This is a genomic window from Mycobacterium sherrisii (genome assembly GCF_002102355.1).
In the GTDB taxonomy this organism is placed as follows: Bacteria; Actinomycetota; Actinomycetes; order Mycobacteriales; family Mycobacteriaceae; genus Mycobacterium; species Mycobacterium sherrisii.
Genome location: NZ_LQPT01000093.1, coordinates 121,972 through 140,578, shown reverse-complemented (window position 1 = coordinate 140,578; position 18,607 = coordinate 121,972). Strand labels below are relative to the sequence as shown.

Genomic DNA, 18,607 nt, shown 5'->3' with positions numbered 1-18,607 from the left:
CGCGACCACCATCCCCATCCTGTCCACCACCTACCAAAACCTGCACACCACACCAACATTCGACGCCCAACACTGGGCCACCAACATGCGCAACCCGGTCCACCTCCAACACGCCATCACCCACGCCGCCACCGACCACCACACCTTCATCGAAATCAGCCCCCACCCCCTACTCACCCAAGCGGTGCTGGAGACCCTCGAACACGGCGGGCGGAAGTTCATCAGCATCGGCACGTTGCAGCGCGACACCGACGACACCGTGACGTTCCGGACCAACCTGTACCGGACCGATCCCAACACCCCGCCGCGAACCCCACATCCCCCCGAGCCGCACCCCCAGCTTCCCGCCACCCCGTGGCAGCACACCCGCCACTGGTTCAGCGCCACCCCGGCGACACCCATGCCCGGGCGCAACGGCGTTGTGCCGCAGCAATTTCCATCCCTCGGCGGGCCGGTCGACGACTGGTCGCTGCGGGTGGCTTGGGAGCCGACATCCCTGCCCGAGGGCGGTGGCGCGGCCAGCGGGCGGTGGCTGGTGATCGGCGACGCCGCCCTGGCCGCCGAGCTGGGCTGTCTTGCGGACGTGCGGGACACCGACCGGGAACCCGCCACGCTGGGCACGGCGCTCGCCGGCGTCGATCACGTCCTGTACGCCCCGCCCGCACCGGTCGACCCCCTCGACGTGGGGACGGCCTACCAGTTGTTCCATCAGGTACGCCGGCTCGCCGCGGCGATGGCCGCCAGTAGTTCCCCCGTCACGTTGTTCGTGATAACCCGCAACGCACAGCCGCTGGCCGAGGGCGATCACGCCAGCCCCGCCCACGGCGCGCTGTGGGGCCTGGGACGCACCCTGGCCCTCGAGCACCCCGAAATCTGGGGCGGCATCATCGATCTCGACGCCTCGGTACCGGTTCAGCTGTTGGCACGGCAGGTGCTCGACGAGGTCGCCGCCAGTGACGGCGAGGACCAGGTGGTGTACCGGTCCGGGCGGCGCCATGTGCCACGGCTGCGCAGGCGTCCGCTGCCGGCCGACGACGTGACGCTGGACGCCGGTGCGTGCCAGCTGGTGATCGGCGCGACCGGCAACATCGGGCCGCACCTGATCCGGCAGCTGGCCCGGATGGGCGCCACCACCATCGTCGCGGTCTCCCGCAACCCCGGACAACGTCTGGCTGCACTCACCGAAGACCTTGCCGCACAAGGCGTTACCCTCATCACCGCGGCCGCCGACGCCACCGACGACACCGCGATGCGGGCGCTGTTCGACCGGTTCGGCGCCGACCTGCCCCCGCTGGAGGGCAGCTACCTCGCCGCCTTCGCGGGTCAGCCGGTGTTGCTCGGCGAGATGACGAACGACGACGTCACGGCCATGTTCGCGCCCAAGCTGGACGCCGCCGCGGTGCTGCACCGGCTGACCCTGGAGAAGCCGGTGCGCCATTTCGTGCTGTTCTCCTCGATCTCCGGGCTGACCGGATCGCGCTGGCTGGCCCACTACACCGCCACCAGCGGCTACCTGGATGCACTGGCCTACGCGCGGCGCGTGATGGGCCTGCCCGCCACCACCGTCAACTGGGGCCTGTGGCAATCACTGGCCGACGCCGAGCACGACTTCAGCCAGGTCAGCATGGGATCCGGCCTGCTGCCGATGGACGACGAAACCGCCATCGGCGCCCTGGCGCGGGCAATGAGTCCCGCCGCGGGCGTGCATTCGGTTGTCGTCGACGCGGATTGGCCGCTGCTGGCCGCGGCCTACCGCACCCGCGGGTCGCTGCGCATCGTCGACGAGCTGTTGCCCGATCCGCAGGACGCGGCGATACCGGACAGCGAATTCCGTATCGCGCTGCGCAATTGCCCGCCGGAACGGCGCCACCAGATGCTGCTCGACCGGGTCGCCCGGCTGGCCGCCAAGGTGATGGGGCTGCCCCCCGGCGAATCACTCGACCCTGCAGCCGGCTTCTTCCAGCTCGGCATGGACTCGCTGATGAGCGTGACGCTGCAGCGGTCATTGTCCGATACTCTCGGCGAATTCTTGCCCGCATCAGTCGTTTTCGACTATCCCAGCGTCTACAGCCTCACCGATCATCTGGCCACCACGCTGCCCGAGCTCGCCAAAACCGACGAACAGCCGGAAGCGGACGCCTACGACGAATTCAGCGAAGCCGAGTTGTTGGAACAACTTTCGGAAAGACTAAGAGGCACCTCATGACCACCTCGACACCGGATCGCCGGGCGATCATCGCCGAGGCGCTGCACAAGATCGACGATCTGTCCGCGCGTCTGGAGATCGCCGAGAAAACGGGCACCGAACCGATCGCGGTGATCGGCATGGGGTGCCGGTTCCCCGGCGGCGTCAACAGCCCGGACCAGTTCTGGGATCTGTTGCGCGACGGTCGAAGTGGCATCGTCCAGGTCCCCGCCGAACGCTGGGACGCCGACGCCCTCTACACCGAAGACCACACCGTACCGGGCACCATCTGCAACCGTGAGGGCGGCTTCCTGACCGACTGGGAGCCCGACGAGTTCGACGCGGAATTCTTCTCCATCACCCCGCGCGAGGCGGCCGCGATGGACCCGCAGCAGCGGCTGTTCCTCGAGGTGGCCTGGGAAGCGTTGGAGAACGCCGGCATTGCGCCGCACACCATCCGCGGCAGCCAAACGTCGGTGTTCGTCGGTGTCACCGCCTATGACTACATGCTCAAGATGTCGGGCACGGTGCGTCCCGAGGATCTCGACGCCTATGTGCTGACCGGTAATTCGGCGAACTTCGCGGCCGGACGGATGGCCTACCTGCTCGGGGCCCGCGGCCCGGCGATGGTGCTGGACACGGCCTGCTCGTCGTCTCTGGTGGCCATCCACCTGGCCTGCCAGAGCCTGCGCTGGCGGGAAAGCGACGCCGCGCTGGTCGGCGGGACCAACCTGCTGCTCACCCCGGGCACCAGCATCGCCTGCTCGCGCTGGGGCATGCTGTCGCCGGACGGCCAGTGCAAGACTTTCGACGCCGGCGCGGACGGGTACGTCCGAAGCGAGGGCGCCGGCGTGGTTGTCCTCAAACGGCTCGCCGACGCGCAGCGCGACGGCAACCGCATCCTCGCGGTGGTGCGCGGTTCTGCGGTCAACCAGGACGGCGCCAGCAGTGGGGTGACGGTCCCCAACGGCCCGGCTCAACAAGCGCTGCTGCACCAGGCGCTGGCCTGCGCCAAACTGACGCCCGCCGACATCGACTACATCGAGGCGCACGGCACCGGCACACCCCTGGGCGACCCGATCGAATTGGATTCGCTGGGCAAGGTTTTCGCCGACCGTGTCGACCGCGCCCCTTTGGTGCTAGGCGCCGTCAAGACCAATCTCGGTCATCTGGAGGCAGCGGCCGGGATCGCCGGATTCATCAAGACCGTGCTGGCCGTCGGGCACGGCCGCATTCCCCGCAACCTGAACTTCCGGCAGCTCACCCCGCACGCCGGCGAGGGGGCGTCCCGGCTGGCCATCGCCACCGACGACATGGCCTGGCCGACCACCGGGCACCCGCGCCGGGCCGGGGTGTCCTCGTTCGGCGTGAGCGGCACCAACGCACACGTCGTGCTCGAGCAGGCGCCGGAAGCGACGCCGGTCCCGTTGCCGCGGCAGGGCTCCGGCCCGGCGGTGTCGACGCTGGTGGTGTCGGGCAAGACCCGGCAACGGGTGGCGGCCACGGCGGCGGCGTTGGCCGACTGGATGGACGGCCCCGGCACGGACGTGGGGCTGGCCGACGTCGCGCACACCCTCAACCATCACCGGGCGCGGCAGCCCAAATTCGCCACGGTGGTGGCCGCCGATCGTGACCAGGCCGTCGCCGGGCTGCGTGCGCTCGGTGCCGGCGAACCCGCCCCTGGCGTCGTGGTACCGGCCGAGGTGCCGGTCGGGCCGGGCACGGTATTCGTCTACTCCGGCCGCGGCTCGCAGTGGCCCGGCATGGGCCGCCGACTACTGGCCGACGAACCGGCGTTCGCCGCCGCGATCGCCGAGCTGGAACCGACGTTCGTTGCCGAGGCCGGCTTTTCCCTGCACCAGGTGATCGCCACCGGCAAAACCCTCGACGGCATCGAGCAGATCCAGCTCGGTCTGATCGGCATGCAGCTGGCGCTGACCGCGCTATGGCGCTCCTACGGCGTCACGCCGGATCTGGTCATCGGGCACTCGATGGGCGAGGTCGCCGCCGCCGTCGTGGCCGGCGCCCTGACCCCCGCCGAGGGGCTGCGGGTGACCGCGACCCGGTCCCGGTTGATGGCCCCGCTGTCGGGGCAGGGCACCATGGCGATGCTCGAGCTCGACGCGGCGGCCACCGTGGCCCTGATCGCCGACCACCCCCAGGTCACCGTCGGGATCTACGCCTCCCCACGGCAAACGGTGATCTCGGGCCCCACCGCGCAGATCGACGAGCTGATCGAAAAGGTCCGGGCACAGGGCCGGTTCGCCAGCCGCGTCAACATCGAAGTCGCCCCCCACAACCCCGCCATGGACGCCCTCCAACCGGCCATGCGCGCCGAGCTGGCCGGACTGACCCCGAAGCCGCCGACCATTCCGATCATCTCGACCACCTACCAAAACCTGGACAGCACACCGGTTTTCGACGCCGAACACTGGGCCACCAACATGCGCAACCCGGTCCACTTCCAACACGCCATCACCCACGCCGCCGTCGACCACCACACCTTCATCGAAATCAGCCCGCACCCCCTACTCACCCAAGCCATCGACGAGACCCTGGCCGCGCGCGACGCCGACGGCAACGGCCATGGCGGCGTGGGTTACCTGAGCCTGGGCACCCTGCTGCGCGACGCGCACGACACCCTGACCTTTCACACCCACCTGAACACCGCGCACACCACCCACCCGCCGCAGACGCCGCACCCCGCCGAGCCGCATCCGGTCCTGCCGTCGACGCCGTGGCAGCACACCCGGCACTGGATCGAGCCGACGGTCGCCACCCACCACGGCGCGGACACTCACCCGTTGCTCGGCATCGGCGTCACCGACCCCACCACCGGCACCCGGATCTGGGAATGCGAGCTGCGGCCGGACCTGTTGTGGCTGGGCGACCACGTGATCGACGACCTGTGTGTGCTGCCCGGCGCGGCTTACGCCGAAGTGGCGCTGGCCGCGGCGACGGACACCTTCGACGGTGCCCCGGGGTGGATGATCCGCGAACTGCGCCTGCACCAGATGCTGCCCGTCGCCGACGACACCGTGCTGGTCACCACGCTCACCGGCGACGAGCAGACCTGCCGGGTCGAAATGCGCACGCGCAACGCCACTTCGGGATGGGTCAAGCACGCCACGGCCACCGTCGCGCGGGCCGACGCGGACCGGCCGCCGTCGCCGGTATTCGACGAGGTGACCGACGATCTCAACCCCGACGACCTTTACCAGCGGCTGCGCGGCGCGGGACAACAACACGGCCCGGCCTTCCGCGGCATCGTCGGACTCGTCGTCGCGCAATCCGGCGCCGCCCGCGCCGACGTGCAATTGCCTGCCGCGGCGCGAACCGGATCCCGCCGCTTCGCGCTGCACCCGGTGATGATGGACATCGCCGTGCAGGCCCTCGGGGCCACCCGGGTGGCGACCGATCTGGCCGGCGGTCAGTCCGCCCGCCAAACTCTGGTGCTGCCAATCCGTTTCGCCGGCGTGCACGTCTACGGTGACATCACCGCCGGCGTCCGCTCGAACGCGTCCCTGACCGCCACCGACACCGCGGACCGGCTGCGCGGCCAGGTCACACTCACCGATGCGGACGGCCGGGCGCTGCTCGTCATCGACGAGGTCGAGATGGCGGTGCTCGGATCACGGGGCGGCGCAACCGAACACGGCGGCCGGCTGTTCACCGTGCAATGGGAGCCCGTCGCCCGGGACAAGACCCCCGGCACGCTCGGGGCCGTGCTGCTGATCGGCGACCTCACCGTCGACGACGAGTTGCTGCCTGCACTGCGGTCGGCGTTGCGGGACGGAGCCGCCGAAATCGACCCCGAAATCGAGGTCGTCTCCCCCGCCGACGCCGCCGGCCTGCGTGCGGCGATCACCCGCACCCCGTGGGACAGCATCGTGGTGCTCTGCCCGCCGCGCGGCGCCGACGAAGCGCACGACGACGAGGCGCAGCTGGACCTCGCGCGCGAGCGCACCCTGCTGATCGCTGACATCGCCAAGACGGTGACCCGGATGGGTGCCAGGAACAGTCCCCGGCTGTGGATCGTCACCCGCGCCGCCCAGCAGGTCGCGGCCGACGAGCGAGTCACCTTGGCGCAGACCGCGCTTCGCGGGATCGCGCGGGTGCTGACCTTCGAACATCCGGAGCTGAAGACCACAATCGTCGACATCGACGCCGACGGTTGCGGCCCCGTCACCGCCCTCGCCGAGGAACTACAGGCCGGTGCAGACCACGACGAGGTCGCGCTGCGCGACGGCCGGCGGTATGTCAACCGGCTGACGCCGGCACCCGTCGACGCGGCCGGGGCACTGGTCGCCGAACCCCGCCGCGCCGTGGTGAACCTGGACCGCGGTGCCGCCGTCCGGCTGCAGATCGACCGGCCCGGACGGCTCGACGAGCTCAAACTGCATGCGGTTAAACGCAGTGCGCCGTCGGCCGGACAGGTGGAAGTGCGCATCGTCGCCGCGGGCCTGAACTTTTCCGACGTGCTCAAGGCGATGGGCGTGTATCCCGGGCTGGACGGCGCCCCGCCGGTGATCGGCGGCGAGTGCGTCGGCTTTGTGACCGCCGTCGGCCCGGGTGTCGACACGGTCGAGGTAGGCCAGCGCGTCATCGCGTTCGGCCCCGGCACGTTCGCCTCCCACCTGACCACCCTCGCCGACCTGGTCGCCCCCGTCCCGGACGCGCTGCCCGACGGGGAGGCCGCCGCCTTCGGCATCGCCTACCTGACCGCCTGGCACTCGCTGTGCGAGGTCGGCCGATTGGCCGCCGGGGAACGCGTGCTGATCCATTCCGCCACCGGCGGTGTCGGGCTCGCCGCGGTGTCGATCGCCACCATGATCGGTGCCCGCATCTACACGACGGCCGGATCGGACGCCAAGCGCGAGATGCTCGCCGGGCTCGGCGTCGAGTACGTCGGCGACTCCCGCAACCTGGACTTCGCCGACGAGATCCTCGACATCACCGACGGCTACGGTGTCGATGTCATCTTGAATTCGCTTCCCGGCCAAGCCATTCAGCGCGGGGTGCAGATCCTTGCTCCCGGCGGCCGATTCGTCGAGCTGGGCAAGAAAGACGTGCACGCCGACGCCAGCCTCGGGCTGGCCGCACTGGCCAGGAGCGCGTCGTTCGCCGTCGTCGACCTCGACCTGAACCTCAAACTCCAGCCGGCGCGGTACCGGGACATGCTCGGCCGCATCCTGGCACACGTGGCGGATGGGCAGCTGCGGGTGCTCCCGGTCACCGAGTTCCCCCTGACCGAAGCGGCCGACGCGTTCCGGCTGATGGCCGGGGGCCGGCACACCGGCAAGATCGTCGTGTCGATACCGGCCGGGGGCGACCTCGAGGCGATCGCGGCACCGCCCCCGCAACCCCTGGTGCGCCCCGACGGCGGGTACTTGATCGTCGGCGGGATGGGCGGTCTCGGCTTCGTCGTCGCGCGGTGGCTGGTCGCCCAGGGCGCGGGAATGGTTGTGCTCAACGGTCGTTCGGAACCCGGCGACGACATCCGGTCGGCGATCGCGGAGATGAACGCGGACCTGAACGGGGCCGGCACCCGCATCGAGGTGATCACCGGCGATATCGCCGACGCCGCCACGGCCGGCCGGCTGGTCGACGCGGTCCGCGACGCCGGCTTCCGGGTGGCCGGGGTGGTGCACAGTGCCATGGTTCTCGATGACGAGATCGTGCTGAACATCACCGATGCGGCCGCGCGGCGGGTGTTCACCCCAAAGGTGTACGGCGGCTGGCGTCTGCATCAGGCCACCGCCCGTCTCGACGTCGACTGGTGGCTGACGTTCTCCTCGGTGGCCTCCCTGTTGGGCGCCCCGGGTCAGGGCAGCTACGCCGCCGCGAACTCGTGGGTCGACGGCCTGGTCGCCCACCGACGCTCGCTGGGCCTGCCCGCCGTCGGAATCAACTGGGGGCCTTGGGCGGAGGTGGGTCGTGCGCAGTTCTTCGCCGACCTCGGCGTCGCCATGATCACCGTCGAGCAGGGCCTGGCCGCGATGCAGCAGGTGCTGGCCGCCGACCGGGCCCGCACCGGCGTGTTCAGCCTCGACGCCCGGCAGTGGTTCCAGTCCTTCCCCGCCGCCGCGGGTTCGGCGCTGTTTGCCAAGCTGCAGGAGGCGAGCACCGTCGAGCGGCGCGGTGGCGGGGCGATCCGCGCGGAACTCGACGCCTGCGAGTCCGCCGAGCGGCCACGGCGTTTGGCCGCCGCGATCGCCGGCGAAATCCGGGCGGTGCTGCGCTCGGCCGACCCGATCGACCCGGATCGGCCGATGGCGTCGCTGGGCCTGGACTCGCTGATGGCGCTCGAGTTGCGCAACCGGCTCGAGGCGAGCCTGGGCACCATGTTGCCGGCCGCGCTGGTGTGGGCCTACCCCACCATCACCGATCTGGCCGGCGCGCTGTGCGAGCGCCTCGGCTACGAGGCGGTGGCCGTGGCCCAGCCGGCGCCCCAGGACGAATCCGAGCTGTCGGATGAAGAGATGGAATTGCTGTCCGACCTCGTGGCGGCCAGCGAGCTGGAGACGGCAACCGGGGGCAGCGAGTAGATGACGAGTCTTGCCGAGCGCGCGGCGCAGATGTCACCCAAGGCGCGCGAGGTCCTGGCACGCGAATTGGTACGGGCGGGGACGGCGTTTCCCACCGATGTCGCCGAGCCGATCGCGGTGGTGGGCATCGGGTGCCGGTTGCCGGGCAGCGTGGTTGGGCCGGACAGCTTTTGGCAGTTGTTGATGGACGGGCGCGACGCCGTCGACGTGGTGCCGGCCGACCGGTGGGACGCGGCCGCGTTCTACGACCCCGACCCGCAGGTGCCGGGGCGAATGACCACCAAATGGGGAGGCTTCCTCGACGACGTCGCCGGGTTCGACGCCGACTTCTTCGGCATCACCCCGCGCGAGGCCGAGGCGATGGACCCCCAGCAGCGGATCCTGCTCGAAGTCGCCTGGGAGGCACTCGAACACGCCGGGCTGCCCCCGGATTCGCTGAGCGGCACCCGCACCGCCGCGATCATGGGACTCTCGGCGTGGGATTACACGATCGTCAACCTGGAACGTCGCGCCGAGATCGACGCATACATGTCCACGGGTAACCCGCACAGCGCCGCGGTGGGACGGATCTCCTATCTGCTCGGCCTGCGCGGACCGGCGGTGGCCGTCGACACCGCGTGCTCGTCGTCGTTGGTGGCGCTGCACCTGGCATGCCAGAACCTGCGTCTGCGCGAAAGCGACGTCGCGCTGGCCGGCGGGGTGCAGTTGATGCTGTCGCCGTTCACCAGCATCGCGCTGTCCAAATGGTCGGCGCTGTCACCGACGGGGCGCTGCAAGACGTTTGACGCGCTGGCCGACGGGTTCGTGCGCAGCGAGGGCTGCGGCGTCGTGGTGCTCAAGCGCCTGGCCGACGCCACCCGCGACGGCGACCGGGTGCTGTCGGTGATCCGCGGCTCGGCGATCAACCAGGACGGTCGATCCAACGGCATGACCGCCCCGAACGCCGCCGCGCAGCGCGACGTGATCACCACCGCGCTCAAGCTCGCCGATGCGACCGCGGACAGTGTGAGCTACGTCGAAACCCACGGCACCGGAACGATATTGGGCGATCCAATCGAATTCGAGTCGCTGGCCTCGACCTACGGACGCGGCAACGGCAGCTGCGCGCTGGGATCGGTGAAGACCAATATTGGCCACCTGGAGGCCGCAGCCGGCATCACCGGGTTCATCAAGGCCACCCTGGCCGTCAGCCGCGGTCACATTCCGCCGAACCTGCACTTCTCTCGGTGGAACCCGGCCATCGACCCGGCGTCGACCCGGCTGTTCGTCCCCACCGAGGCCACGCCCTGGCCCGCGGGCACGCGCCGCGCGGCGGTGTCGTCGTTCGGCCTCAGCGGCACCAACGCGCACGTCGTGCTCGAACAGGCTCCTGAGCCGTTGTCCGCCAACACATCCGAGAGCCGAGTGTGCACGCTGGTGGTGTCCGGCAAGACAGCGTCGCGGGCCGCCGCGCTGGCGACCCGGCTGGCCGATTGGCTGGCCGGACCGGGCGCGGCCACGTCGTTGGCCGACGCCGCCCAGACGCTGAACCATCGCCGGCCCCGGCACGCCACGGCCGCCGCCGTGATCGCGCGGGACCGCGCGGACGCGGTCGCCGGGCTGCGGGCACTGGCCGCCGGCCGGCCCGACCCGGGGGTCTCGGCGTGCCGGGACGGCTGCGCCGGCCCGGGAACGGTGTTCGTCTACTCCGGGCAGGGCTCGCAGTGGGCCGGCATGGGCAAGCGGCTGCTGGCCGACGAGCCGGCCTTCGCCGCGGCCGTCGACGAACTCGAACCCGATTTCGTTGTGCAGACCGGCTTTTCGCTGCACCGAGTCCTCACCGACGGCGCCGAGATCACCGGCATCGACCGCATTCAGCCGGTGCTGGTCGGCGTGCAGCTGGCGCTCACCGCGCTGTGGCGCCGCTACGGGGTGACGCCCGACGCCGTGGTAGGGCACTCGATGGGCGAAGTGTCGGCGGCCGTGGTGGCCGGCGCGTTGACTCCCGCCGACGGTTTGCGGGTGATCGCCACCCGCTCCCGGTTGATGGCCCAACTGGCCGGCCAGGGCGCGATGGCCCTGCTGGAGCTCGACGCCGAGGCAGCCACCGCGCTGATCGCGGGCTATCCGCAGGTGACGCTGGCCGTGCACGCCTCCCCACGCCAGTCCGTAATCGCCGGCCCGCCGGAAGCGGTGGATGCGGTCATCGCGGAGGTGGCCGCGCAAAACCGGTTGGCCCGCCGCATCGAGGTGGACGTCGCCTCCCATCACCCCATCGTCGACCCGGTGTTGCCGCAATTGCGTTCCGCGCTGGCGGATCTGGCGCCGCGGCCGATGACCATCCCGATGATCAGCACCACGGGCGAACCACCCCAGCGCACCCTGGACGCCGACTATTGGGCCGACAACCTGCGCAACCCGGTGCGCTTCCAGCAGGCCATCACGACCGCGGCCGGGCGGTACCACACGTTCCTCGAAATCAGCCCGCATCCGGTGCTGACCCACGCCCTGAACGACATCCTTGCCGACGTCCTTGCCGACACGCCGAACCGGGCCCAGTACCGGACCGTCGGCACGCTGCAGCGCGACACCGACGACACCGTCACCTTCCACGCCCAACTCGCAGCGATCGGCATGCTGCCTGAGCCCGACACCGGGCGCCGACTGGCCGACATCCCGGTAACCCCTTGGCAGCACACGCATTTCTGGGTGGCGGACCGTTCGGCGATCTCGGATTCGGTGGACGCGCACCCGCTGCTCGGCACCCACGTCGAGGTGCCCTCGACCCAGGACCACGTGTGGCAGGCCGATGTCGGCACCGACGTGTGCCCGTGGCTGGCCGACCACCGGGTGTTCGGCCAGGCCATCATGCCGGCCGCCGGGTTCGCCGAAATCGCCTTGGCCGCGGCCAGTCAGGCATTGGGAACGCCGGTCGACGCGGTGCTGATCAACCAGCTCGAGGTCGAGCAGCTGCTTACGCTGGACGGTCACACCCGGCTGACGACGCAGCTGACCCGCGGCGCCGACGACAAGACCCGCATCGAGATCTATTCCCGCACCCCGGCCGGCTTTACCCGGCACGCGACGGCCAAGGCCGCGGTGTCGCCGCCGGATAGCGCCCCGCAACCGCCGCCGTCCGGCACCCGCGACGACGCCGTGTCCCCGGCCGACCTGTACGCCGTGCTGCGCTCGACCGGCCAGCAGCACGGCCCGGCCTTCGCCGCGCTGACCCAAATCCATCGGCAGCCCGACGGTTCGGTGGACGCCGACATCGTCCTGCCCGACGCGGCGCCCCGCCATCCCGGTTACCGCATCCACCCCGCGCTGCTCGACGCCGCCCTGCAGAGCCTGGCCGCGGCGATACCGGACTCCCCGGACGAGACCGCGGCAACCGGTGCGGCAGCCGAGATCAGCTATCTTCCGGTCTCATTCGAGTCGATTCGGGTCTACGGGGACCCCGGCCGCCGCGCCCACTGCCGGGCCCGGCTGATGAATCTGGACGAGGGCGGTGCCGGCAAGCTCGGCAAGCTCACCCTGACCGACGACGCCGGCAACGTCACCGCCGACATCAACGACCTGTACCTGCGCCGGGTGGAACGACGCAGCACGCCGGTGCCGTTGGCGCAGCAGGTGTTCGACACCGGCTGGGTCGACGCACCGGTCACCCCGGCGGTGTGCGAGGCGCCCGGCAGCTGGTTGGTGCTCACCGGCGCCGGCTCCCACGCCGAGGCATTTGCGCGGCGCTGGCGTGCCCCGGTACGCCGGGTGCTCACCGCCGACCTTTACGACGAAGCCGCGGTATTGGCTGCCTTCGCCGAAACCTGCGGTGATCCCGAACGCCCGCCCGTCGGTGTGGTGGCCTTCGTCGACGACGACCCCGCCGACACCGCGCCGCTCACCGAGGCGAGCCTGAACCGGGCCCGGGATTCGGTGTGGGCGGTGTCGACGGTCGTCCGCGCCATCCTCGGCGGCTGGCACGGCCGCTCGCCGCGGCTGTGGCTGGCTACGCCGGGCGGTCTCGCCGTGCACGACGAACTTGGGCGGCCCGCCGTCGGCGCCCTGCGCGGTCTGGTCCGGGTGCTGGCGTACGAGCACCCCGACCTGCGCACCACGCTCGTCGACCTCGATTCCGCTGGGGATCCCGTCGCCGCCCTGGCCGCCGAACTCGAATCATCGGATTCGGCAAGCGCTTTCGACGACATCGTCGCGTGGCGCGACGGACGACGGTATGCCGAACGGCTGCGCCGCGCCGCCCTCGGCGAGCCGGTTCGCGACCCGGTCGTCGAGGCGGGCGGGTCCTACATCGTCACCGGAGGTCTTGGCGGCCTCGGCCTGGTGTTCGCCCGTTGGCTCGTCGACGCCGGCGCGGGCCGCGTCATCCTCAACGGGCGCAGCGAACCGGGCGACGAGCAGCGCGCGGTGCTGGCGGAACTCCAGAGCCGCGCCGAGATCGCGGTGGTCTGCGGTGACATCGCCGCCGCGGGGGTGGCCGAACGGCTCGTCGCGACGGCCGAAGACGGGCATCGCCGGCTGCGGGGCATCGCGCACGGCGCCGCGGTGATCGACGACAGCCTGGTGCTGTCGATGAGCCGGGAGAGTTTGCAGCGGGTGTGGGGCCCCAAGGCCGCCGGCGCGCTGCGGCTGCACCAGGCCAGCGCCGGCCGGGAGCTGGATTGGTGGGTGGGGTTTTCCACCACCGCCTCGCTGCTCGGGTCGGCCGGGCAGGGCGCCTATGCGTGCGCGAGCGCCTGGCTGGACGCGCTGGTGCACTGGCGCCACGCCGCGGGAATGCCTGCGGCGGTGATCAATTGGGGCCCATGGTCGGAGGTGGGCGTGGCGCAGTCGTTGGTCGGCAGCCCACTCGACCCGATCAGCCCAGGGGAGGGCGTCGCGGCCATGGCGGCGCTGCTGGCCACCGATCGGTGCCGCACCGGCGTCACGCGGCTGCGCGCCGACCGGGCGATGGTGGCGTTCCCGGAGATCCGCAACCTCGGCTATTTCGCGAACGTCGTCGCCGAGCTCGATTTGGCCGGCGAGGGCGGCGACTGGGCCGGGCCCGGCGCGCTCTGCGAACTCGACCCGGCAGCCGCCCGGGCCGCGGTGCGAGAACGGTTGTGCAGCCGGATCGCGGCGGTGATGGGCTACGCGGACCGGTCGGCGATCGACACGGCGACGCCGCTGACCGAACTCGGCATGGATTCCTTGATGGCCGTGCGCATCCGCAACACCACCCGTGCGGATTTCGGCATCGAACCCCCGGTGGCGATGATCCTGCAAGGGGCGACGCTGCAAGACCTCACGGTCGATGTGATCCGCCAGCTCGGCCTCGCCGAGCCCGCAGAGGACCCCGAGCGGGGCAACGCGGTTCGCGACCGAGCACAACAGCGCGCCGCGGCGCGCCAGGGAGCCGCGATGCGGCGAAAGCGAGGGCAACAGGCATGAGCAGTAGCACAGAAGCGTTGCCGGACAACGCGATTGCGGTAATCGGTATGGCCGGCCGCTTCCCCGGCGCCAACAGCGTTTCGGCGTTCTGGGACAACCTTCGCCGGGGCGAGGAATCGATCACCACGCTGTCCGAAGAGCAGTTGCGGGCGGCCGGCGTCGGTGACGAGGTGCTGGCCAACCCGGCCTACGTGCGGCGTGCGCCGCTCGTCGACGGCATCGACGAGTTCGACGCCGAATTCTTCGGCTTCCCACCGCAATTCGCCCGCATGCTGGACCCCCAGCACCGGCTGTTCCTGCAATGCGCGTGGCATGCGTTCGAGGACGCCGGCTGTGACCCAGCCCGTTTCGACGGCGCCATCGGCGTCTACGGAACCTGTTCCCCCAGCGGTTATCTGCTGCACAACCTGTCAGCACAGCACAACGCGTTCATGGGGACCGGACTCAACTTCGAACAGTTCAACCTGTTCCTGCAGAACGACAAGGATTTCCTGGCCACCCGGGTGTCGCACCAGTTCGACCTGCGCGGCCCCAGCCTCACCGTGCAGACCGCGTGCTCGTCGTCGCTGGTCGCGGTTCATCTGGCCTGCCAGAGCCTGCTGAGCGGGGAGTGCGACATGGCCCTGGCCGGCGGGGTGTCATTGTCGGTTCCGCACCACGTCGGTTACTGGAACTCGCCGGGCTCGATGGTGTCGGCCGTCGGACACTGCCGGCCCTTCGACGTCCGCGCCGACGGCACGGTGTTCGGCAGCGGGGTGGGCATCGTGGTACTCCGGCCATTGCAGGCCGCCCTGGACGCCGGGGACCGCATTCACGCCGTGATCCGCGGCTCGGCGATCAACAACGACGGCTCGGCGAAAATGGGCTACGCGGCGCCGAATCCGGCCGCCCAGGCCGACGTCATCGCCGAGGCGCACGCGGTGGCCGGCGTCGACGCCGCGACCGTGAGCTACGTCGAGACGCACGGCACCGGCACACCGCTGGGTGATCCCATCGAAATACAGGGGTTGAGGAACGCGTTCGCCGTGTCCGACACCGCGCGGCCGGGTCCCTGTGTGTTGGGTTCGGTGAAGTCGAACATCGGCCACCTGGAGGTGGCCGCCGGCGTGGTGGGCCTGATCAAGACGATCCTGTGCCTGCAGCACCGGGCGATTCCGGGAACCCTGCACTACACCAGCCCGAACCCGGAGCTGCGCCTGGACGAGACCCCGTTCACCGTGCACAGCAGCTACGGCCCCTGGGAGTGGGACGGCGTGCGCCGGGCCGGGGTCAGCTCGTTCGGTGTGGGCGGCACCAACGCGCACGTCGTTGTGGAGGAGGCGCCGGGGGTTTTCGCGCAGGCCGCCACGACCGGGCCTCAGGTGCTGCTGTTGTCGGCGCGAACCCGTGCGGCGCTAGACGAATCGCGCAAGACCCTGGCCGACGCGCTGGACGCACCGGACGCCCCCGAGTTGTCCGACGTCGCCTTCACGCTGGCCCGGCGCCGCAAGCACGCCGTCACCGCGGCCGTCGTGGTGCACGACCGTGAGCAAGCCGCGACCGTGCTGCGCGCCGTCGAGCACGACAACGCCTTCGTCGGGGAATCCGGCGGCGACGGTCAGCTCACCGGCGAATCCGCTTCGGAACGAGTCGTTTTCATGTTTCCCGGGCAGGGTGCTCAGCACGTGGGCATGGCCCGCAGGCTCTACGACACCGCCCCGGTCTTCGCCCTGCACTTCGACGCGTGCGTCGCGGGCTTCCGCACTGAGATGGGTATCGACCTGCACGCGCAGATCTTCGGCGACGCCAGCACCGATCTGGAACGCATCGATCGTTCCCAGCCCGCGCTGTTCACGGTGGAGTACGCGTTGGCCCGGCTGCTCGAGACCTACGGCGTCCGCGCCGGGGCGTACATCGGGTACAGCACCGGCGAATACATTGCCGCCACGCTGGCCGGTGTCTTCGACCTTCAGACCGCGATCAAGCTGGTGGCGCTGCGGGCGCGGCTGATGCACGAATCCCCGGCCGGTGCCATGGTCGCCGTCGCGCTGGGCCCCGACGACATCGCCCCGTACCTCTCGGAATTCGCGGCCCAGGGCGTCGAACTGTCCGCGGTGAACGACCCGGGCAACTGCGTCGTCGCCGGGCCCATCGACGGAATCCGCGCGTTCACCCAGCGCCTGCGCGCCGCCGACATCACCGCACGGCGAGTGCGCGCGACGCACGCATTTCATTCCAGCGCCATGGATGCGATGGCCGCGGAGTTCGGACAGTTCCTGCCCGGCGTCGAGCTGCGGCCGCCGACCACACCGCTGCTGTCCAACCTCACCGGCACCTGGATGACCGACGAACAGGTCACCGATCCCGGCACCTGGGCGCGCCAGATCAGCTCCACCATCCGCTTCGCCGACGAACTCGACGCGCTCCTGAGCGCCCCGGACCGGATCCTGGTCGAGGTCGGCCCCGGCGGCAGCCTGACGGGTTCGGCGATGCGCCACCCCAAGTGGTCGGACAAGCACCGCGGTGTTCGGCTGATGCGGCATCCGATCCAAAACGTCGACGACCGGGACACCTTCCTGCTCGGCCTCGGCCAATTGTGGTCGGCGGGTGTGCCGGTCGACTGGACGGCGGCGACCGGGACCAAGCATCACATCGTGTCCGTCCCCGGTTATTCCTTTGCCCGCGACCGGCATTGGGTTGATCCGCAGCCGGTCAACCTGACCGGCAGGGCCGTCGAGATGCAGTTGGTGGCCCAGTCGGTGACCGACGTGGGCAGCAACGGCAACGGTCAAACTCGGGGTCGAGCTGGGGGCGTTGGCGCTGGGCAGTCGCACACCGAGACGGTGCTGCGCCAGATCTGGATGCAGTGCCTGGGGCTGAACTCCATCGGCCGTACCGACAATTTCTTCGACCTCGGCGGCGACTCGCTGATCGCGATCGGGATCGCGACCAACGCCAGCAACGCGGGCCTGGACGTCAGCCCGCAGGACCTCTACGCCAACCCGACCCTGGCCGCCCTGGCGGCCCAGGTCGACGCGAAGTACGCCTCGGGCGGCCTGGCGAAACCGCCTGAGGCCGAGGCGAATCCGCCGATCCCGCCGAACATCGCACACTTCCTCGAAGACGGTGTGCGCGAGGCCGGACGCTGGCGGTTGCCGCTGATTCTGCGGCTCGACCCGAAGGTCGGCCTCGACGATGTTCGCGGCGTGCTCACCGCGCTGACCACTCACCACGACGCGTTGCGCGTGACGCTCGTCGAGCGCGCCGGGGTGTGGGAGCAACACATTGGGGCGGCACAGGAATTCGCGGCCCTGTCGTCGCGTGAACTGAGTGACTTTGACCCGGACGCGCAACGGACGGCGATCCAGGACATCGTCGCCGAACTGAACAGCGGTGAGCTGGGCACACCGGTGACCGCGGTGTACGTCACAGACCCGCACGGAGCGCGCTATCTGGTGCTGTCCCTGCACGAGGTCGTCGCCGACACCGCGTCGCGGGAGATCCTGATCTCCGACCTGTTCGTCGCGTTCACCCAACGCCTTGCCGGCGAGGACATTTCGCTGCCGCCCCGCACCACCTCGTGGCGGGACTGGTCACTGCGCTGCGCGGCGCTCGCGGCGCACCCGGCCGTCCTGGACACCCGCGACTACTGGCTGCAGACCGTGCGGCAGGCGACCGTGCGGGCGGCGTCCACCGACGTCACCGGACCGCCGCACGCCGACGATCTGGCCAAGATCTCGGCCCGGCTGACCGTCGAACAAACCACCGAACTCGACGCCGCCCGCCGGGTGCTCGGGTGGTCGGTCGAGGAACTGCTGCTGGCGGCGCTCGGCCGGACCCTCGCCGAAACCGTCGGCCCCGGGCTGGTGGCCGTCGACGTGGAAGGGCCCGGCCGCTCGGTGCTGCGACCGGACGTCGACCTGCGCCGCACGATCGGGCAGTTCACCACGATCTATCCGATCGCGCTGCCGTGTGCCACGAGCGCTGCCACCGGCGCCCGCGCACTGGTGGAAGCCGTCCACGGCATCCTCGGCGCCGTGCCGCACTACGGCATCGGGTACGGGTTGCTGCGCCACCTCTACGCGCCCACCGCCCGGCTGCTGGCGGACGCCGCCACGGCCGATATGCACCTGCGCTACGCCGGTGCGATCCCTGCCGTGCCGGCCATGGACGCCGCCGTGCAGTTCGACTCCGACACCACGGCGCTACTCGGGCCGGTGCGCGACACGATCCCGGGACTGGGTCATGCCGTCGAGTTGCGGGTGTACCGCCACTCCGGGGTGTTGCACCTGGATTGGTGGTACGACACCCGCCGGATTGCCGACACCCGTGCCGAGGCGCTGGCGCGGCGCTTCCCGGGCGCGCTGCTCGACCTGATCGCGGAGGCCCTCGCCGCGCGGCCCGACGACGACTCGGCGGCGCAGCCCGTCGAGCTGGCGCTGGTGGACCTGTCCGCTCTGGACGCGGGTTGAGC

General features: G+C 70.7%; 4 protein-coding genes. All 4 read left to right on the top strand.

Annotated elements, in window-relative coordinates; translation table 11 throughout:
• Window positions 1-2,206 (top strand): type I polyketide synthase (locus AWC25_RS19465; protein ID WP_142278947.1); only part of this gene is annotated, 2,206 nt, incomplete at its 5' end.
• A complete protein-coding gene (locus AWC25_RS19460; protein WP_085167301.1) occupies window positions 2,203-8,733 on the top strand; it encodes a type I polyketide synthase in 6,531 nt (2,176 codons plus the stop codon). The genes AWC25_RS19465 and AWC25_RS19460, both read left to right, overlap by 4 nt.
• Window positions 8,734-14,154, top strand: a complete 5,421-nt coding sequence (locus tag AWC25_RS19455; RefSeq protein ID WP_085167300.1) for a type I polyketide synthase — start codon at window positions 8,734-8,736, stop codon at window positions 14,152-14,154.
• Entirely contained in the window at window positions 14,151-18,605 is a 4,455-nt protein-coding gene (locus AWC25_RS19450; protein WP_085167299.1) for a type I polyketide synthase, read from the top strand. Before AWC25_RS19455 ends, AWC25_RS19450 begins: the two co-directional genes overlap by 4 nt.
• Window positions 18,606-18,607: the final 2 nt, after the last annotated feature.